This is a genomic window from Micromonospora sp. NPDC005324, from assembly GCF_040607155.1.
GTDB lineage: Bacteria > Actinomycetota > Actinomycetes > Mycobacteriales > Micromonosporaceae > Micromonospora > Micromonospora trifolii.
In genome coordinates, this window is sequence record NZ_JBEXGE010000015.1 from 95,509 (window position 1) to 114,324 (window position 18,816).

The 18,816-nt window shown below is 71.8% G+C and carries 15 protein-coding genes; 9 read left to right on the top strand and 6 right to left on the bottom strand.

Features of this window, described 5'->3' with window-relative positions; all coding sequences use genetic code 11:
• Window positions 1-514 precede the first annotated feature (514 nt).
• Genes ABZS40_RS17635 through ABZS40_RS17655 form a run of 5 tightly spaced genes read left to right on the top strand, consistent with a single transcriptional unit; the run spans window position 515 to window position 8,091 of the window.
• Window positions 515-2,689 carry a molybdopterin oxidoreductase family protein gene (locus tag ABZS40_RS17635; RefSeq protein ID WP_354944299.1) on the top strand — a complete coding sequence of 725 codons (2,175 nt, stop codon included), beginning with the start codon at window positions 515-517 and terminating at the stop codon, window positions 2,687-2,689.
• Entirely contained in the window at window positions 2,686-4,125 is a 1,440-nt protein-coding gene (locus tag ABZS40_RS17640) for an FAD-dependent oxidoreductase (RefSeq protein WP_354944300.1), read from the top strand. The genes ABZS40_RS17635 and ABZS40_RS17640 overlap by 4 nt, the downstream gene beginning before the upstream one ends.
• A complete protein-coding gene (nirB, locus tag ABZS40_RS17645) occupies window positions 4,122-6,659 on the top strand; it encodes a nitrite reductase large subunit NirB (RefSeq protein WP_354944301.1) in 2,538 nt (845 codons plus the stop codon). The genes ABZS40_RS17640 and nirB overlap by 4 nt, the downstream gene beginning before the upstream one ends.
• A complete protein-coding gene (gene nirD / locus ABZS40_RS17650; RefSeq protein WP_354944302.1) occupies window positions 6,656-7,003 on the top strand; it encodes a nitrite reductase small subunit NirD in 348 nt (115 codons plus the stop codon). The genes nirB and nirD overlap by 4 nt, the downstream gene beginning before the upstream one ends.
• A complete protein-coding gene (locus ABZS40_RS17655; RefSeq protein WP_327033960.1) occupies window positions 7,003-8,091 on the top strand; it encodes a uroporphyrinogen-III synthase in 1,089 nt (362 codons plus the stop codon). The genes nirD and ABZS40_RS17655 overlap by 1 nt, the downstream gene beginning before the upstream one ends.
• A gap of 44 nt (window positions 8,092-8,135) precedes the next feature.
• Here the strand turns inward: ABZS40_RS17655 and ABZS40_RS17660 are convergent, their stop codons facing one another.
• The 4 genes from ABZS40_RS17660 to ABZS40_RS17675 form a co-directional block, all read right to left on the bottom strand.
• Window positions 8,136-8,759, bottom strand: coding sequence for an ATP/GTP-binding protein (locus ABZS40_RS17660; RefSeq protein WP_354944303.1), 624 nt, complete (start codon window positions 8,757-8,759; stop codon window positions 8,136-8,138).
• The gene (locus tag ABZS40_RS17665) at window positions 8,740-9,105 is read right to left on the bottom strand and encodes a DUF742 domain-containing protein (RefSeq protein ID WP_124778091.1); all 366 of its coding nucleotides are present in this window, start codon (window positions 9,103-9,105) and stop codon (window positions 8,740-8,742) included. The genes ABZS40_RS17660 and ABZS40_RS17665 overlap by 20 nt, the downstream gene beginning before the upstream one ends.
• 89 nt (window positions 9,106-9,194) lie before the next feature.
• Entirely contained in the window at window positions 9,195-9,602 is a 408-nt protein-coding gene (locus ABZS40_RS17670) for a roadblock/LC7 domain-containing protein (protein ID WP_007465177.1), read from the bottom strand.
• Window positions 9,599-12,760, bottom strand: a complete 3,162-nt coding sequence (locus tag ABZS40_RS17675) for a nitrate- and nitrite sensing domain-containing protein (protein WP_354944304.1) — start codon at window positions 12,758-12,760, stop codon at window positions 9,599-9,601. The genes ABZS40_RS17670 and ABZS40_RS17675 overlap by 4 nt, the downstream gene beginning before the upstream one ends.
• A 444-nt stretch (window positions 12,761-13,204) precedes the next feature.
• Here ABZS40_RS17675 and ABZS40_RS17680 point away from each other — a divergent pair, with 444 nt between their 5' ends.
• Window positions 13,205-14,383 carry an ABC transporter substrate-binding protein gene (locus ABZS40_RS17680; protein ID WP_354944305.1) on the top strand — a complete coding sequence of 393 codons (1,179 nt, stop codon included), beginning with the start codon at window positions 13,205-13,207 and terminating at the stop codon, window positions 14,381-14,383.
• A gap of 111 nt (window positions 14,384-14,494) precedes the next feature.
• Here ABZS40_RS17680 and ABZS40_RS17685 read toward each other — a convergent pair whose 3' ends face one another.
• Together ABZS40_RS17685 and ABZS40_RS17690 are read right to left on the bottom strand one after the other, a co-directional pair.
• Window positions 14,495-15,352 (bottom strand): ABC transporter permease, encoded by an 858-nt coding sequence (locus tag ABZS40_RS17685; protein ID WP_354944306.1) that lies wholly within the window; start codon window positions 15,350-15,352, stop codon window positions 14,495-14,497.
• Window positions 15,353-15,455: 103 nt separating this feature from the next.
• Window positions 15,456-16,487: an ABC transporter substrate-binding protein gene (locus ABZS40_RS17690; protein ID WP_354944307.1), complete on the bottom strand. Its 1,032-nt coding sequence runs from the start codon at window positions 16,485-16,487 to the stop codon at window positions 15,456-15,458.
• A gap of 270 nt (window positions 16,488-16,757) precedes the next feature.
• Between ABZS40_RS17690 and ABZS40_RS17695 the strand changes: the two genes are divergently transcribed.
• Genes ABZS40_RS17695 through ABZS40_RS17705 form a run of 3 tightly spaced genes read left to right on the top strand, consistent with a single transcriptional unit; the run spans window position 16,758 to window position 18,801 of the window.
• Window positions 16,758-17,543, top strand: coding sequence for an ABC transporter ATP-binding protein (locus ABZS40_RS17695; protein WP_354944308.1), 786 nt, complete (start codon window positions 16,758-16,760; stop codon window positions 17,541-17,543).
• A 2-nt stretch (window positions 17,544-17,545) separates the two neighbouring features.
• Window positions 17,546-18,496, top strand: a complete 951-nt coding sequence (locus ABZS40_RS17700; protein WP_354944309.1) for an LLM class F420-dependent oxidoreductase — start codon at window positions 17,546-17,548, stop codon at window positions 18,494-18,496.
• The gene (locus ABZS40_RS17705) at window positions 18,493-18,801 is read left to right on the top strand and encodes a cupin (RefSeq protein ID WP_007465195.1); all 309 of its coding nucleotides are present in this window, start codon (window positions 18,493-18,495) and stop codon (window positions 18,799-18,801) included. Before ABZS40_RS17700 ends, ABZS40_RS17705 begins: the two co-directional genes overlap by 4 nt.
• Window positions 18,802-18,816 lie beyond the last annotated feature (15 nt).

Below are 18,816 nucleotides of genomic sequence, written 5' to 3' on the forward strand. Positions count from 1 at the left end.
TGAGTGTGCGATGAGCCGCCGACCCCGCCCGCACCAGCCGATGCGCCCGGCGTGGCTCTGCCGTAACTGCGGCACCCTGGCCGTGTGCGCCGGCGCAGCTCCACCTCGCGACCGAGTTCCACGGCCATTCGATCGCCCTGGCGTTCTACCTGGCGGCGAACATGCAGGACGCAGTTCATGACCTGTACTCGGTGGGCCTTCACCCTGACCCGCGGGCAGTCCACGCCCGGTTCCTCGGCTGGCTGTCAGTGACCCGCCGACCACACCGCCACGACGTGCGCTGACCGCCCCGCCACGACGTGCGCGGACCGCCCCGCGAGGTGAGGTCCGCTGCCGCTATGGAGCTGATGTCGCAAACGAATCAACCGCCGATGTCGTAGACGATTCAGCTCCACAGGCTCCGACTCACACCCTCCAACGCGCTCGCTGCCACTGTGCGGTGTGAGCCCCACTTGACAGGACCGAAACAGAAGGGACCCGGACCGGAAACCGCCCGGCGGCACGCTTTCCCGACATGACAGACGGTGCACGGTCGGCGACTCCACCGGGGCTGACGCCCCGGGAAGTGGCGACGCACTGCCCGTACTGCGCCCTGCAGTGCGGGATGACGCTGCGCGCGGACGACGCCGGAGTGACGGTCCACCCGCGCCAGTTCCCCACCAACCGGGGCGGGCTCTGCCAGAAGGGTTGGACCGCCGCCGAACTGCTCGACCACCCGGAGCGGCTGACCACCCCGCTGGTGCGTGACCCGGCCACCGGCGAACTGCGCCCGGCGAGCTGGGACACCGCGCTCGACCGGGTGGTCGCCGGCATCCGCGCCGTCCAGGACGACGCCGGCCGGGACGCGGTCGCCGTCTTCGGCGGTGGTGGCCTGACCAACGAGAAGGCGTACGCGTTGGGCAAGTTCGCCCGGATCGGGCTGCGCACCCGGCACATCGACTACAACGGACGGTTCTGCATGTCCTCGGCGGCAGCCGCCGGGATGCGCGCCTTCGGAATCGACCGCGGGCTGCCGTTCCCCCTCGCCGACCTGGGCCGGGCCGACACCCTGCTGCTGGTCGGAGCGAACCCGGCGGAGACCATGCCACCGCTGGTGCGCTGGCTGACCGAGCAGCGCCGCAACGGCGGAAGACTGATCGTCATCGACCCCCGGGTCACCGCCACCGCCCGCCAAGCCGACCTGCATCTGCAACCGCTGCCCGGCACCGACCTCGCGGTGGCCAACGCGCTGCTGCACATCGCCCTCACCGAGGGTTGGGTCGACCGGGCCTACGTGGCCGACCGCACCACCGGATGGGACGCGGTCCGCCGAGGCGTCGCCGCCTGGTGGCCGGCCCGTGCGGAACAGCTCTCCGGGGTGCCGGTGGCCGACCTGGAGGCGACCGCCCGAGCGTTGGGCACCGGCGACCGCGTGATCATCCTGACCGCGCGCGGCGCCGAGCAGCACGCCAAGGGGGTGGACACCGTCACCGCGTACGTCAATCTCGCCCTCGCCCTCGGTCTGCCCGGCCGCGACGGTTCGGGGTACGGCTGCCTCACCGGCCAGGGCAACGGCCAGGGCGGGCGGGAGCACGGGCAGAAGGCCGACCAGCTCCCCGGCTACCGGCGGATCGACGACCCGGTGGCCCGGGAGCACGTGGCAGGGGTCTGGGGCGTGCCGGCCGACGAACTGCCCGGCCCGGGAGTGCCCGCCTACCAACTGCTCGACTCGCTCGGCACGCCGGGCGGCCCGCGCGCGTTGCTGGTGTTCGGGTCGAACCCGGTGGTCTCGGCACCCCGGGCGGCCCGGATCGAGGGTCGGCTGCGCGACCTCGACCTGCTGGTCGTCGCGGACCTCCTGCTGTCCGAGACGGCCGCGCTGGCGGACGTGGTGCTGCCCACCGCGCAGTGGGCCGAGGAGGACGGCACCATGACCAACCTGGAAGGTCGGGTGCTGCGTCGGCGCGCGCTACGGCCGCCCCCGCCGGGCGTCCGGACCGACCTCGCCATCATCTCCGACCTGGCGGCGCGACTGGCCGGCACCGAGTCGACGGACGCCGACCCGGCCGACGCCGACCCGGCCACCGTGCGACCGGCCGCCGTCGCCGCGGCTCGGTTCCCGGCCGACCCGGCTGTCGTCTTCGCCGAGCTGCGCCGCGCCTCCGCCGGTGGGGCCGCCGACTACGCCGGCATCAGCTGGGACCGGATCGACGCCGACGACGGGGTCTACTGGCCCTGCCCGACCGAGGACGGGCCGGACACGCCCCGACTCTTCGCCGAGGAGTTCGCCACCCCGGACGGCCGGGCCCGCTTCCACCCCGTGGACCATCGGCCGGCCGCCGAGGAGGTCTGCGCCACGTACCCGTTGCACTTCACCACCGGTCGGGTGCTGGCGCAGTACCAGTCGGGCACCCAGACCCGACGGGTCGCCGCGCTGCGCCGCGCCGCCCCGGAGGCGTTCGTCGAACTGCACCCCGACCTGGCCACCCGGCTGGGCATCGACGACGGCGACCCGGTGCGGGTCACCTCGCGCCGAGGTGAGTTTCGCGCGCCGGCCCGGCTCAGCGCCGGGATCCGACCCGACACCGTCTTCGCCCCGTTCCACTACGCGGGGGCGGGACGCGCCAACTCGGTGACCAACGACGCGGTGGACCCGATCTCCGGGATGCCCGAGTTCAAGATCTGCGCGGTACGGGTGGAGAAGGCATGACCGCCCGGGTGGTCATCGTCGGCAACGGAATGGCGGGCGCGCGCCTCGCCGGTGAGCTGCACGCCCGGGTGGGAGACCGGAAGGTCACAGTGCTCGGGGCCGAGCCGCACCGCGCGTACAACCGGATCCTGCTCTCCACTCTGCTGGCCGGCCGGATCGACGAGCCGGACGTGGAGCTGACCGAAGCCGCCGGGCACGGCGTCGACCTGCGCAGCGGCGTACCGGTGACCGCCGTCGACAGGTCCGCCCGGAAGGTCCGCACCAGCGACGGCGAACGCATCGGATACGACCACCTGGTGCTCGCCACCGGCGCCCGCGCGGTGGTGCCGCCACTGCCCGGCCTCGACCCGGCGAACCTGCCGGAGCGGGTGGTCCCCTTCCGGACCCTGGACGACTGCCGGCGGATCCTCGCCGCGGCGGACGGCGCCCGCAGCGCGCTGGTGCTCGGCGGCGGTCTGCTCGGTCTGGAGGCCGCCCGAGGGCTGGCCACCCGGGGGCTGGCCACCACTGTGGTGCACCCGAGAGAGCACCTGATGGAACGGCAACTGGACCCGACTGCCGGCGCGGTGCTCGCGGGCACGCTCGCCGGTTTCGGCGTCACCGTCCAACTGGGGGTGTCGGCGACCGGCGTGGCCGCGGACGCCAGCGGTGTCCGCCTCGACCTGGCCGACGGCCGATCGCTCCGTGCCGACCTGCTGGTGCTCTCCTGCGGCGTACGCCCGGACACCGCCCTCGCACAGGCCGTCGGCCTGACCGTGCGGCGCGGCGTGGTGGTGGACGACCGGCTGCGCACCAGCGACCGGTCCATCTCGGCGATCGGGGACTGCGCCGAGCACGACGGCGTGCTCACCGGGCTGGTCGCGCCCGCCTGGGCCCAGGCCCAGGTGCTCGCGGACGTGCTGACCGGGACCGACCCACTGGCCCGGTACCGGCCCCGGCCGGTGGTGACCCGGCTGAAGGCCGCCGGGATCGACCTCGCGTCGATGGGTGACGCGGCCAGTGGCGGGCCGGGCGAGGAGTTGACCTTCGCCGACCCGACCCGGGGCACGTACGCCCGGTTGCGGATCCGGGACGAGCGGCTGATCGGCGCGATCCTGCTCGGCGACAACCCGGCGGTCGGCACGGTCATCCAACTCTTCGACCGGGGTCAGCCGGTGCCGAGTGACCGCCGGGCGCTGCTGCTCGGCCGGGCACTCGGCGCGGCCGGCGCGACCTCGGCCGCCTCACCGGCGCTGATGCCGGACTCGGCCACGGTCTGCCAGTGCAACACGGTGAGCAAGGGCGCACTCGTCAGGAGCTGGCGCTCCGGCGCCCGGACGGTCGAGGCGGTGGTGGCCGCGACCCGGGCCGGCACCGGCTGCGGCGGATGCCGGGACGCGGTGAGCGGCATCGTCGACTGGCTGCGCCAGGCGGAATCGGTGGAGGTGACGCGATGAGCGGCGGCGAACTGGTCGTCATCGGCAACGGCATGGTCGGGCAGCGTTTCGTGGACGCGCTGCGCGCCCGTGACCCACAGGGCAACTGGCGGGTGACAGTGCTGGCCGAGGAGGGGCGCCCAGCGTACGACCGGGTGCGGCTCTCGGCGTACTTCGACGGGGTGAGCGAGAGCGAACTCAACCTGCACACCCCGCACGACGGGGTGCGGCTGCGACTCGGCGAGCCGGCGACAGCCATCGACCGGGACCGGCAGGTGGTGACCACCGCCGGCGGCGAATACCGCTACGACGCGCTGGTGCTGGCCACCGGGTCGTACGCGTTCGTGCCGCCGGTGGCCGGCACGGAGCTGCCCGGGGTCTTCGTCTACCGGACCCTGGACGACCTGGCGGCGATCCGGGCGTACGCGCGGGGCCGGCGGGTCGGCGCGGTGATCGGTGGCGGGCTGCTCGGTCTGGAGGCCGCGAATGCCCTGCGACTGCTCGGCCTGAGCACCGACGTGGTCGAGTTCGCGCCCCGGTTGATGCCGGTGCAGGTGGACCAGGCCGGCGGCGCGATGCTCCGCCGCTACGTCGACGAGTTGGGCGTACGAACCCATCTCGGGGTGGCGACCACAGCGATCCGACCCGGCCAAGACGGCGGCGTCGCGGCCCTGGAACTCTCCGACGGCACGGCCCTCGACACCGAACTGGTGGTGGTGGCCGCCGGTGTCCGGCCCCGGGACCAGTTGGCCCGGGACGCCGGTCTGCCGCTGGGCCCGCGCGGCGGGGTGCTGGTCGACGCGACCTGTCGTACCGCCGACGAGCGGATCTGGGCCGTCGGAGAGTGCGCGGCGGTCGACGGCACCTGTCACGGTCTGGTCGCGCCGGGGTACGCGACGGCCGAGGTGGTGGCCGATCGGCTGGTCGGCGGCGCGGCGACCTTCCCCGGCGCGGACACCGCCACCAAACTCAAGCTGCTCGGCGTCGACGTGGCCTCGTTCGGCGACGCCCATGGCACGACCGAGGGCTGCCTCGACGTCACGTTCACCGATCCGGCGACCCGGGTTTACGCGAAGCTGGTCCTCTCCGACGACGCGCACACACTGCTCGGCGGGGTGCTGGTCGGTGACGCCAGCGCGTACCCGACGCTGCGGGCCAGTGTGGGCGGCCCGCTGCCGGCCGCGCCGCTGGCGCTGCTCGCCCCCGACGGCGGCGGCGCGGACGCCGGGGCGCTGCCCGCCGCCGCACAGGTCTGCTCCTGCAACGCGGTGACACGGGGCGACGTGGACGCCGCCATCGCCGACGGTTGCGCGGACGTGCCGGCGTTGAAGGCGTGCACCCGGGCCGGCACCAGCTGTGGTTCCTGCGTGCCGATGCTGAAGCAGCTCCTGGACGCGGCCGGGGTGGCGCAGTCCAGCGCGCTCTGCGAGCACTTCGACGTCAGCCGGCGGGAGCTGTTCGAGATCGTCCGCGTCCGGGGCATCCGCACCTTCTCCCGGCTGGTCGCCGAGCACGGTCGGGGCCGCGGCTGCGACATCTGCAAGCCGGTGGTGGCGTCTATCCTCGCCTCGCTGGGCGGCGGGCACGTGCTCGACGGCGAACAGGCGTCGTTGCAGGACACCAACGACCACTTCCTGGCCAACCTGCAACGCGACGGCAGCTACTCGGTGGTGCCCCGGATCCCGGGCGGCGAGATCACCCCGGAGAAGCTGATCGTGATCGGCGAGGTCGCCCGGGACTTCCAGCTCTACACGAAGATCACCGGTGGGCAGCGGATCGACCTGTTCGGGGCGCGGGTGGAGCAGCTGCCGCAGATCTGGCGGCGGCTGGTCGACGCCGGCTTCGAGTCCGGGCACGCGTACGGCAAGGCGCTGCGCACCGTGAAGTCGTGCGTGGGCGAGACCTGGTGCCGGTACGGGGTGCAGGACTCGGTGGGGCTGGCCGTCGCGCTGGAGCTGCGCTATCGCGGGCTGCGTGCTCCGCACAAGCTCAAGTCGGCGGTCTCCGGTTGCGCCCGGGAGTGCGCGGAGGCGCGCAGCAAGGACTTCGGCATCATCGCCACCGAGACCGGCTGGAATCTCTACGTCGGCGGCAACGGTGGTTTCCGGCCCCGGCACGCCGACCTGTTCGCCACTGATCTGTCGACAGAAACTCTCATTCGTCTGATCGATAGATTCTTGATGTATTACATCCGCACCGCCGACCGGCTGCAACGCACCGCCGGCTGGATCGAGGCCATGGACGGCGGCCTGGACCACCTGCGCTCGGTGATCGTGGACGACTCGCTCGGGCTCTGCGAGGACCTCGACGCGGCGATGGCCCGGCACGTGTCGTCGTACTCCGACGAGTGGCGCGACGTCCTGGACGACCCGGATCGGCTGCGCCGCTACACCTCCTTCGTCAACGCCCCCGACGTACCCGACCCGTCGATCACCTTCACCCGGGAACGCGGCCAGCCGATCCCCGTACGCGACCAGTCCCCGACCGGATCCGAGCCGACCAACGGTCACCGTCGGCAACCGGTCACCCTCGGCCTACCGGAGGTACGGCGATGACTCAGACCCTCACGCTGACCTGGACCACCGTCTGCCTGCTCGACCGGTTGGAACCGGACCGGGGCGTCGCCGCCCTGGTCGACGGGGTGCAGATCGCCCTCTTCCGGACCGCCGACGAGCTGTTCGCGATCGACAACCGCGATCCGGTCTCCGGGGCGTACGTGCTGTCCCGGGGCATCGTCGGCAGCCGTGGCGGAGTGCCGACGGTCGCCTCACCGCTGCACAAGCAGGTGTACGACCTGCGCAGCGGGCACTGCCTCGACCTGCCCGGGGTGGCCGTGGCCCGACACGACGCACGGTGCCGCAACGGGCTGGTCGAGGTGCGGCTGCGACAGGAGGCTTGATGCGGGAAGAACTGGCGGGCTTCACCATCGGGGTGACCGCCGACCGGCGGCGCGACGAGTTGGCCGCGCTGCTCGAACGACGGGGCGCCCGGGTGGTTCTCGCCCCGGCGCTGCGGATCGTGCCGCTGTCCGACGACACCGAGCTGCGCGAGGCGACCCGCGCCTGCCTCGACCAGCCGCCGGACATCCTGATGGCCAACACCGGCATCGGCATGCGCGGCTGGTTGGAGGCGGCCGAGGGCTGGGGCCTGGCCGAGCCGCTGCGCTCCGTGCTGGCCAGCTCGTACGTGGTGGCGCGCGGCCCGAAGGCACGCGGCGCTATCCGGGCGGCCGGGCTGCACGACCAGTGGTCGCCCGCCTCGGAGAGCTGCGACGAGGTGGTCGACCACCTGCGGCGGCGCGGCGTGGCCGGGCAGGTGATCGCCATGCAGCTGCACGGCGAGCGGCAGCCCGAGTGCACGCTCGCTCTGGAGGCGGCGGGCGCCACTGTCATCGAGGTGCCGGTCTACCGGTGGGCGCCGCCGACCGACCCGGCGCCGCTGCACCGGCTGATCGACCTGATCGCCGGCCGGCTGGTGGACGCGGTGACGTTCACCTCGGCGCCGGCGGCCGAGGCGTTGCTACGGGCCGCCGGTGACCGCACCGACGCGGTGCTCTCCGCGTTGCGCGGCGACGTGCTGGCCAGCTGCGTCGGCGCGGTGACCGCCGAGCCGCTGCTGCGGCACGGGGTGCCGGTGAGCGCGCCCGGTCGGGCCCGCTTGGGCGCGCTGGTGCGGACCATCGTCGACGAGCTGCCTCGCCGGACCGTGACGTTCAAGGCCGGCGGGCATCTGCTCACGTTGCGCGGGCACGCCGCGGTGATCGACGGCGAGCTGCGGCCACTCGCGCCCGCGCCGATGGCGGTGCTGCGGGCGCTGGCCCAGTCCCCGGGTCGGGTGCTGTCCCGTACGGCGTTGCTGCGGACGCTGCCCCGGGGCGCGGACGAGCACGCCGTGGAGATGGCCGTCGCCCGGCTACGGGCCGGCCTGCGCGCGCCCCGCGTGGTGCAGACAGTGGTGAAGCGCGGCTACCGGCTCCGGGTCGACTGAACGCGTCACGGCCGGCCGTCGCGAGCCGGCCGTGACGCGGCGTTTCAGCCGACCGGCGTCGGGAAGCCCCGCCCTTGCTCGGACTGGAGCCGGAGCATGGCGTGCTCGACCACAGTCACCAGCACCTGCTTGACCGAGTCCCGCTGCCGGGCGTCGGTCATCACCAGCGGCACCTGCGGTGAGATGGCCAGCGCTTCGCGGACCTCCTCGGCTTCGTACTGCGGTGCGCCGTCGAACTTGTTCAGCGCCACCACGTACGGCAGGTTGCGGTTCTCGAAGTAGTCCAGCGGGGCGAACGCGTCGGTGATCCGGCGGGTGTCCACCAGCACGGCGGCACCCACCGCCCCTCTGATGATCTCGTCCCACATGAACCAGAACCGCGTCTGACCCGGTGTACCGAAGAGGTACAGGATCAGGTCCTGGGCCATGGTGATACGGCCGAAGTCCATGGCGACCGTGGTGGTCTCCTTGCCCGGCACCTTGGACGGATCGTCGATGCCGACACCCGCCGCGGTCATCAACGCCTCGGTGGTCAGCGGTGTGATCTCGGAGATCGCCCCGACCAGTGTCGTCTTACCGACGCCGAAGCCGCCCGCGACGACGATCTTCGCGGAGACGATTCCCCGGCCCGGCCGCCCCCCTGCGGGGTCATAGCCTGCGAAGTCCACTTAGCACCCTTCCAAGCAGTTCCATCCGCTCCTCGAACCCCTCGGCGGGAGCAGCAGTGTGTAACGTCAGCAGGCTCTCGGCCACCATGTCGGCGACCAACACCCGGGCGACGCCCAGCGGCATCCGGGTATACGCGGCGATCTCCGCCAGCGACTGTGCTCGGCCCTCACAGACCGTGGCGATGCGGTGCTTGTCGTGCCCGGCGAAGCGGGACTCGGCGACCTGGGTGAGAGAGGCGGTGAGGACGGCCTCGAGGGCGATGTCCTGCCGCGGCTCGGTACGACCACGGGTGACCGCGTACGGACGCACCAGCGCGCCACGCGGGTCAGCGCGTCGTTGGTCCATTCCCGATCACCTCCTCGTCCCCTGCTGAGCCGGACTGTGCCGCCTCTCGTCCCTGGTCCGGCGCTCGGAACGAGCGCCGCCTTCCGGTGCTAAGAGCGCACCGCGTCGCGCGGCAGCGGCACCAGCGCGGCACCCACCCGCTCGACCAGCAGCGCCATCTCGTAGCCCACCTGGCCCACGTCGCAGCTGCGCGCGGCCAGCACGGCCATCGAGGAGCCGTCGCTGATCGACATCAGGAAGAGATACCCGCTGTCCATCTCGATGACTGTCTGCAACACCCCGCCCGCGCTGAACATCCGGGCCGCGCCCTCGGTCAGGCTCACCACCCCGGAGGTGATCGCGGCGAGCTGGTCCGCCCGGTCCCCCGGGAGATCCCGGGAGGACGCGAGCAGCAGCCCGTCGGCGGACACCGCCACCACGTGGGCGATTCCCGCCACGCTGTCGGCGAAGTTGGTGAGCAGCCAACCCATGTCCTGCATGGCAGCTGGCCTGTTCATCGGCTCTCCTTGGTCGAGGTGCTGTTCAGGTCCGTTCCGGCCGTCCGACCGCGCTGCACACCGCGGTGGTAGGCCGACAGCAGACCACGTACTTCATCCGGGGTCCGCCGGCTGCGGTCCCGGCCGCTCTTCGGTTCGATGCCACCCGGCACGAGCTGCTGCTGCGGCACCCGCTTGGGCAGTCCGGAGCGGGTGGTCCCGGCGGGAGCCGGCTCGGCAGCCCGGCTGGCCCGGGACCAGCCTTCGTCCGCTGCCGTACGCCATGCCCCCGGGTCGATGGCGGGTGCGGCCGGGGCCGGGGCCGGGGCCGGGGCCGGGGCCGTCCGACCGGCCGGGGGCGGGGCGTACGTCGGCGGCGCCGACGGCCGTGCCCCGAACCCGTCCATTGTGGCGCCGAGGCCGTCGGCGCCCGGGGTGGCCGTCCCGTCGGTGCCGGAGCTGCCCGGGGTACGGGTCGGCAGTTTCGGTCGGGCCGGCGACGCGGCCGGCACCGACCCGGCGCTCGGCTGGCCGCCGTTGCCGATACGCAGGCCAAGGTCGGCCGCAGCGGTGGTGGCGGCGGGCGCGGGCGGCTCGTCGAAGTTGGGCCGGGTGAAGATCGCGGTGGCGTCGTCGCCGTGCGACCGGAACCAGACCGCCTCCATCTCCCGGAAGATCGGAGCCTCGGCGGGGAAGTCGGGCCGGGTGCTGACCGGTGCGGCGGGCACCGACGGAACGGCCGGCGGTGCCACAGCTCCCGGCCCGGCGACCGGCCCGACCGGGAGGCCCTGGGCGCCACGCCCGTCCGCGGTGTCCGCGGCGTCCGGGGTGGTGCCACGCCGAGGCAGCGGGTCGATGGTCGGGTAGGCAACTGTCGGGCTGCCCAGCGAGGCGCCAACGCCGTTGCCGTAGGCCGGCTGGGCCGGCGGGAGCGGGGCGGCGGGTGCCGGGGCGGCAGGTGCCGGCGGCATGGTCGAGCGCGGACCGGTGTAGCCACCTGCCTGCACGGCCGGGGTGGTGTCCCGCGAATCCAGCGGCGACTGCCACTGGGCGGGTGTCGGCGTGCTGGTCCGCCACTGGTCGGGCAGCGTCGCCGCCGACGTGGCGGCACCGGCGAACTGCTCGGCGTGACCGGCCGGGGTGAGCGGCGCCTGCTCCACGGCCATCGGCTGACGCGGCCGGGTGAGCACCTGCTCGCGGCCCCGGTTGCTGGGGAGCACCACTGTGGCGGCGGGCAACGTCACCTGGGCGACGGTGCCGCCCTCGACGTTGCGGCGCAACTCCACCCGGATGCCGTAGCGGGAGGCGAGCCGACTCACCACGGCCAGACCCATCAGTCGGAACGCGGCGACGTCCACGCTCGGTGGGGCCGCCAGCCGGCGGTTGAGCGAGTCGAGCTGGTCGTCGGTGAGGCCGAGCCCGCGGTCCTCGATCTGGATCAGCACGTAGTCGCGGATCCGGCGACCGTCGGCGACAACAGTGGTGTTCGGCGGCGAGAACCGGGTGGCGTTGTCGAGCAGCTCGGCGACGAGGCGTACCACGTCGTTGACCGCGTTCGCGGCGACCGAGATGTCGGTGTCCACGGTGCCGAATTCAATGCGGTTGTACAGCTCCACCTCGGACTGGGCGGCGCGCAGCACGTCCACCACGAGCGCGTTGTCGTGACGCGGTGCGCCGGAGTCGGCGCCGGCCAGGACGAGCAGGTTCTCGTCGTTGCGGCGCATTCGGGTGGCCAGGTGGTCCAGTTCGAAGAGCTGCGCGAGCCGCTTCGGGTCCTCCTCGCCGCGCTCGATCGCGTCCAGCTCGCCGATCATCCGGTCGACCAGGGTCTGACTGCGGCGGGCCAGGTTGAGGAACATCGCCGAGACGCTGGTACGCAGTGCCGCCTGCTCGGCGGCGACCCGCACCGCCTCCCGGTGTACGACGTTGAAGGCCAGCGCCACCTGACCGACCTCGTCGCGGGAGTTGAGCTGGATGGGGTCCCGGACCTGGCGGACGATCTCGTCCACCCCGCCGTCACCCACGCTGCCCATGTTCTGCAGCCGCTGCACGGCGTCGGGCAGGTCGTGGTTGGCCACCGAGAGCGCGCCCTCACGCAGTCGGCGCAGCGAGTGGTTGAGCGAGCGGGCCAGCACCACGGCCAGCGACACGGCGATGATCAGGGTCAACAGCACCAGGATCGACTCGACCACTGCCTGCCGGATGACGTCCGAGCGGGCCTGGTCGGCCTGCTGGAGCAGTCGGTCCTGTAGTTGGATCTCGGCCCAGCGCATCAGGTCGTTCACGGCGCCGATGGCCGCGGTGGCGTCCTGCGCGGTGACCAGGGGGCGCTGCCCGACCGAGCGGGTGATGTCGGTGGCCACGCGATCGGCCAGGCCGACCGCGTCGCCGGAGACGGTGCTGTCGACCAGCGCGCGCTGCACCGGGTCGGCGGCCAGCGAGAAGGCGACCAGGGCCTCCTGCTGGCCGGTCAACGTTGCCACGAAGGAGGAGAACTGCTCCGGGTCGAGCTGGCCGGCCGTCAGCGCGGTGAAGGCGACGGCCTCTTCCTCGGCGACGGAAGCCTTGGCGCGGGCGAAGGCGGCGACCGCGCGCCGGCTGTCCGACAGGCTCTCGTCGCCGGGCAGCTGGGCCAGGCCGTCACCGTACGAGACCAGGTCGGTGAGGATGACTCCGTAGCGGAGCACCGCCTCGGCGACCGCCATCTGCCGGCGGTCCAGCACCTCCTGGCGGGTGCCGTCCAGGGTGGCCAGGTGGTCGTCGATGGCGGCCAGCCGCTCCCGCAGGGCGGCCGGCACGTCTCCGATCCGGCCCCGCTCGGCGCGGTACTCGTCCACCTGCTGCTGCGTCTGGCGGACCCGCAGGTTGTACGCGTCGGCCGGCTGCTGCGGAGCGGCGAGGTAGGCGGCCGCGGCCATCCGTTCGGCCTGAAGGTCCTGGGTGAGGGCGCTGACGTCGACGGAGAGGGCGGTCAGCGACCGGGCCCGGGTGGCGTCGAACGCGCCCTCGCCGACGGAGATCAGGCGGACCGTGGCCAGCGCGATCACCGCCGCCACCGGGACGACAAGAATCAACGCCAACTTGGACCGGATCCGGGCGTCACGCAGTCTCGGCATCCGTCGGCGCGCACGCCGACCGCTGTCGCCGAGCGCGGGCAGGGTCGTCGGTCCGGTGCTCACGACATCGCCTCCGTCGTTTCTTCCCCGCCTGAGCCGCCGAGCCATGCCGCAAGCGGAGGGGACCACGCGCGGCACGGCCGCGATTTCATCAGAGATGATCGTGTTTGGGAAGCCGCAGTGAGGTAGGAAACGGTCGGACGGAGCGCATCCCGTGATCCGGGCAACTGATACCTTCATTTCCGCAAGCCCCTGAACAGGGCATGTAACTCCAGAGTGGTCACGCGTGTATGCAAAGTGAGCTTTTGCAAACATTGCGTTACCCCAGCATGTGGGATGGCCGTCCCGAAAGTGCTGCCGGGGTCCGCGCTTGACCACAGCGCCGGCCATTGGCAAGGTTTTGCAGGCTTCGCGCACACCGTACGGCAGAGGAGATCCCGTCCTCCACTGAGGACGGATTAGCGGCGGTGACCGGGCAGCGCCCGCGCCCGCACCTGGAGGACTGAGTTGAGCCCCATCCGCTCCGCGACCATCGCGGCGCTCGCATCGGCCGTAGTGGCCACCACGCTCACCGGCTGCCAGTTTGGCGAGGCGGAACAGGACACGAGTCCGATCGTGATCGCTGCCGATCTCGAACTCTCCGGCGCCGCAGCCACGGTTGGCCGGACATACCAGCGAGCCCTCGAACTCAAGGTCGAGCAGTTGAACTCCTCCGGAGCACTGAACGGCCGGAAGATCGACCTGAAGGTGAAGGACAACCGTTCCGACTCGGCCGAGTCACTTCGCAACATCGTCGACTTCAGCAGCGATTCGAAGGTCAGCGCCATCATCATGGGCGGCTGCAACGAATGCGCGGTCGGGGCGGTCGGGACCATCAACGAGAAGCGGATTCCCACCATTGCGCTAGCCGCTTCCGGCGCGATCGCCGCGCCGGCCGCTGAACGGCGCTACGTGTTCAAGCTGGGCCCCAACGCCCCGGACAGCGCCGCCGCACTGACCACCGAACTGCGCCGCAACAACATCCGTAAGGTGGGGATGTTGGTCAGCGACGACAACTACGGCCAGGAGGGCGCGACGGCGCTCAAGAACGAGCTGGACAAGGCCAGGATCACGCTCCGACAGCAGCGGATCAAGACCACCGACACCGACGTCAGCCAGCAGGTCCAGCAGCTCGCGTCGGGCAAGCCCGACGCGATGGTGTTCTGGACCCCGCCGGAGCAGGCCACACTGGCCGCCACCAGCGCCCAGCAGACCACCTTCCGTGGGTCGATCTACTTCGACGCGGGGGCGGCCGGGGATCTCTTCCTCGGTGCGGCGGCCAAGGCGACCGAGAAGGCCACGCTGATTTTCACGCAGACCATGGTGATCGACGACGTGATCGCGACCACGCCGGCCAAGGCGGCGCGGCGGCAGTGGTTCCAGGACTACACGGCACGCTTCGGTGGCTACAACGGGTCCTCGTCGTTCGCCGCGGACGCCGTCCAGCTGATCGCCGACGCCGAACTGCGCGCCGGTGGTGAGATCGGCAAGGTGGACCGCAACGGCATCCGGGACGTGCTGGAGACGTCCCAGATGGACGGCCTCTCCGGCCCGATCCGCATGACGCCGGACAACCACAGCGGCCTGATGCCGCAGGCGCTCACCACGCTGGTCGCCCGCAACGGCCGCTGGCGGCTGGCGGGGTAGACGCTCGGGCCACACCTGACTCGCCTGCGGGTTCGACGGAACGGGCCGGCCTCCAAGTGGGGGCCGGCCCTTCGCGTTTCTTGGGGTCGATCTTGTGTTGTTCTGCCTTGGTCAGCGGCTGCTGGTGGTTTCTCGTACCCAGGGGAGGGCGAACCGCTCGATCAGCAGGAGCGCCGAGTAGAGCAGGATGCTCACCAGCGCCACCAGCATGATCGCCGCCCAGGCGGTGGCGGCGTCGCCGATGCCGGCGTACTGCGTGATGAGGTAACCGAGGCCGCTCTCGCCGGCCTGGAACTCACCGATCACCGCCCCGATCGCGGCCAGTGGCATGGCCACCTTGAGCCCGACGAAGATCTGCGGCAGCGCGGCCGGGAAGCGCACCTTACGGAACGCCTGCCAACGGGAGGCGTTCCAGGAACGCACCAGTTCGGCCAGGTCGGCCGGCGTGGTGGTCAGCCCGGTCGCTGTGGAGAGCACGATCGGGAAGAAGCAGAGCAGGAACACCATGGTCAGGATCGGCTTCTGACCCCAGCCGAGCGCCACCACCAGCAGCGGGCCGAGCGTGATCTTCGGCACCGCGTTCACAGCGACCAGCAGCGGCGTGAACATCCGCTCCACAGTGCGGGAACTGGCCAGCGAGAGCCCGATCAGCACACCGGCGACCACCGACAGGGCGAACCCGGTCAGGATCTCCAGCGTCGTGTCCCAGGTGTGTTCCAGCATCTGGGCGGGCTTCTCGACGAACGCGCTGAACACCTCGCCGGGTGGCGGCAGGGCGACAGGGTGTACCAGTTCCAGTCGGGCGATCAACCACCACGCCGCCAGCGCGACCAGGATGCCGACCGCGGGCAGCACCGCCTCGGCCCCGGCCCGCAGGCCGGCACCTCGACCCGTGCGCCCCGCCTCGGGGCCGGCACTCGGCGGCGCGGGTTCCGCCACCGCCGGGTCCGCTGACCGGACGTCGGTCATCTCTGTCCTCCTCGAAATCCCACGGCCCGCCGGGGGCCGACGAGCGACGGGGGTACGCCCCACCGGGATCGGCGGGACGTACCCCCTCATGACGACCGGACGATCAGGCCTTCGGCGCGAGGCTGAAGTCGATGATCTGCTCGGGGGTGATGTTCTGCTTCAGCGCGCCGGCGCCCTGCAGGATGGCGATGCTCTTGGCGACCCGACCGCTGTCCAGGGTGCCGATCGCGGTGCCGGTGTTGCCGGAACGGACGTACGCGGCCATCAGCTCCAGCTCGGCGGCGGCGGCGACCGGGTTGGCGGTCTCGACGTTCTTCTTCAGGATCTCGCCGGCCTCCTTGGGGTTGGCCAGGCTGTACTCCAGGCCCTTGAGCAGCGCCGCGGTGAACCGCTTCACCATCTCGGGCTTCTCCTTGGCGGTCTTCGAGGAGGTGATCAGCACGTTGCCGTAGAGGTCCTGCATCACGTTGCTGTACGGCAGCATGACTGCCTTCTTCTTGGCCACCGCCTCGATGGTCGGCTGACCGACGACGAACTGGCCGATGCCGTCCACCTGGCCGGTGGCCAGCGTGCTGATCAGGTTCTGCGCCTCACCGTTGACCCAGGTCACCTTGGTCGCGTCCACACCGGCGAGCCGGGCGTACGTCGGGAAGAGGTTGCGGACCACGGACCCGGGAGTGTCGGCGAGCTTCTTGCCCTCCAGGTCCTTCGGCGAGCTGATGTTCTTGCCCTCGACGGTGGCGATGCCCGCCATGGTGCGCTGCTGGATCGCGGCCACCGCGGTGAAGTCCTTGGCCTGGCCGTTGCCGAGCTGGAGCAGACCGCCGGTGAGGTCGATCGGGCCGAAGTCGGCCTGGCCGCCGACGACGGTCTGGATCACGCCACCGGTGCCCTGACCAGCCTTGATCTCGACGTCGAAGCCGGCTTCCTTGAAGAAGCCCTTGTCCTTCGCCACCCAGGCGTAGGAGTCACGGCCGAAGTTACCGAACGAGGTGAGGTAGGTCACCTTATCCGGCGTCTTGCCGTCGCCGCCCTTGGCATCGCCGGCCGAATCCGACCCGCTGCTGCAGGCGGAGACAAGGGCGAGGGCGGTGGCCAGCGCGGCCGTAGCGACCGTACGGGTCAGCCTTCTCATCAGTGCACCATGTCCTTTCCGACCGGGGCCGACAGGCCACCGGAGGGGGTTGTCGTGACGGGCCGGCGGGAGGGGTGGAAGCCGGGCGCCGCCGTCGTGAGGGGACTCTTCGCGGGCACAGCGTACGAGAAACCCACAGTTGTGACGCCAGGCGTATCGGGTTGCGGAACGGAAACAACCTGACGACCACCCCAGCCGGTGCCATACCTCGACAGGGCGGCTAGCCTTTGTCGGATTCCTGACCGTCGACTCAGCGGAGGTACGCCGGAGATGATCCGACTGTCCGGGGTGTCCCGTACCTTCGAAGGCCGATCCGGCCGGGTGGAGGCGCTGCGCGGCATCGACCTCGACGTCGCCGAGGGCGAGTTCGTCGCCGTGCTCGGCCGGTCCGGCTGCGGCAAGTCCACACTGCTGCGGCTGATCGCCGGGCTGCTCCCGCTGAGCGCCGGCGAGATCACCGTCGCCGGTACGCCGATCGCCCGCCCCCGCCAGGACATCGCCATGCTGTTCCAGAAGCCGGCGCTGCTGCCCTGGCGCACAGTGCTGGACAACGTCCTGCTGCCGGTGGAGATCTTCGGCTGGGGCCGCGCCAAGCACCGGGAGCGGGCCCGGCAACTGCTCGACGTGGCCGGGTTGGCCGGCTTCGAGAAGCGGCTGCCGCACGAGCTCTCCGGCGGCATGCAGCAGCGGGTGTCGCTGTGCCGGTCGTTGATCGGTGAGCCCCGGGTGATGCTGATGGACGAGCCGTTCTCCGCGCTGGACGCGCTCACCCGCGAGGAACTCTCCGGCGAACTCCAGCGGGTGCACATGGAGAACAAGCCGACAATCGTCTTCGTCACCCACTCGATCGACGAGGCGGTGCTGCTCGCCGACCGGGTGGTCGTGCTGAGCCCCCGCCCCGGCCGGATCCGCAAGGTCGTCGACGTCAACATCCCCCGGCCCCGCACCCTGGGCCGCAACGCCCACCTGGCCGACGTCGCCCAGGTCAGTGCCGACCTGCACGAACTGCTGATGGAACGCGAGCAGCCGGCCACCGCCGGCGCGGAAGGACACTGACCATGCGGGTGTCGGTCTTCACCGAGCCGAACCGTGGCGCCAGCTACGACACCCAGCTCCGGTTCGCCCGGCTGGTCGAGACCTGCGGATACGAGGGCTTCCTCCGCGCCGACCACTACCAGTCGATGGGCGCCGACCCGGGCCTGCCCGGCCCCACGGACGCCTGGCTGACCCTCGCCGCGCTGGCCCGGGAAACCGAGCGGATCCGACTCGGCACGCTGGTGACGTCGGCCACGTTCCGTCTGCCCGGCCCCCTCGCCGTGATGGTCGCGCAGGTCGACCAGATGAGCGGTGGCCGGGTCGACCTCGGCATCGGCGCCGGCTGGTACGAGCGCGAGCACACCTCGTACGGCATCCCGTTCCCGGCGGTCGGCGAGCGCTTCGACCGGTTGGCCGAGCAGCTGGAGGTGATCACCGGGTTGTGGGGAACCCCGTCCGGCGAGACCTACAGCTTCACCGGCGACCACTACCGGCTGGTGGACGCGCCCGCCCTGCCCAAGCCGGTGCAGGTGCCCGGCCCGCCGATCATCGTCGGCGGGCGCGGTCCCAAGCGCACCCCCGAACTGGCCGCCCGGTACGCCACCGAGTTCAACATGCCGTTCAAGTCCGTGGCGGCCACCGCCGAGGCGTACGACCGGGTGCGCGAGGCGTGCGAGCGCACCGGACGGACGGAGTCCGGGCGCGACCCGTTGGTGCTCTCCGCCGGAATCGTCGTCGCCATCGGCCGGACCGACGCGGAGGCCCAGCGTCGGGCCGCACCCCTGCACGAGAAGAGCGCGCTGCCACCGGAGGACCCGGTGGTCGGCTCCCCCGCGCAGCTCGCGCAGCGGATCGGTGAGTTCGCCGCGATCGGCACCACCCGGGTCCACCTACGCCTTGTCGACTTCGATGATCTCGACCACCTTGAGCTGATCGCCGCCGAGGTGCTGCCCCAACTGGACGGAGCACGATGACCGACGTGATCGACGGAACCGAACTCGGACCGGTGGGTCAGGAGATCGTGTACGAGAACGACCGGGTCCGGGTCTGGCACATCCGCCTCGAACCGGGCGAGCGGCAGCCGCTGCACCGGCACGACCACCCCTATCTGGTGGTGGCGATCGAGGGCGCCAAGAACGTCGTACAGACCATCGACGGCACCCGGATCGACGCCGACGAGCCCACCGGCGGAGTGGTCTACCGGGACCCGGGCGCGGTGCACATGCTGACCAATGTCGGGGATACGACTTACCTGGCCCGGCTGGTCGAGCTCAAGTAGACCCGCCGATGGCCA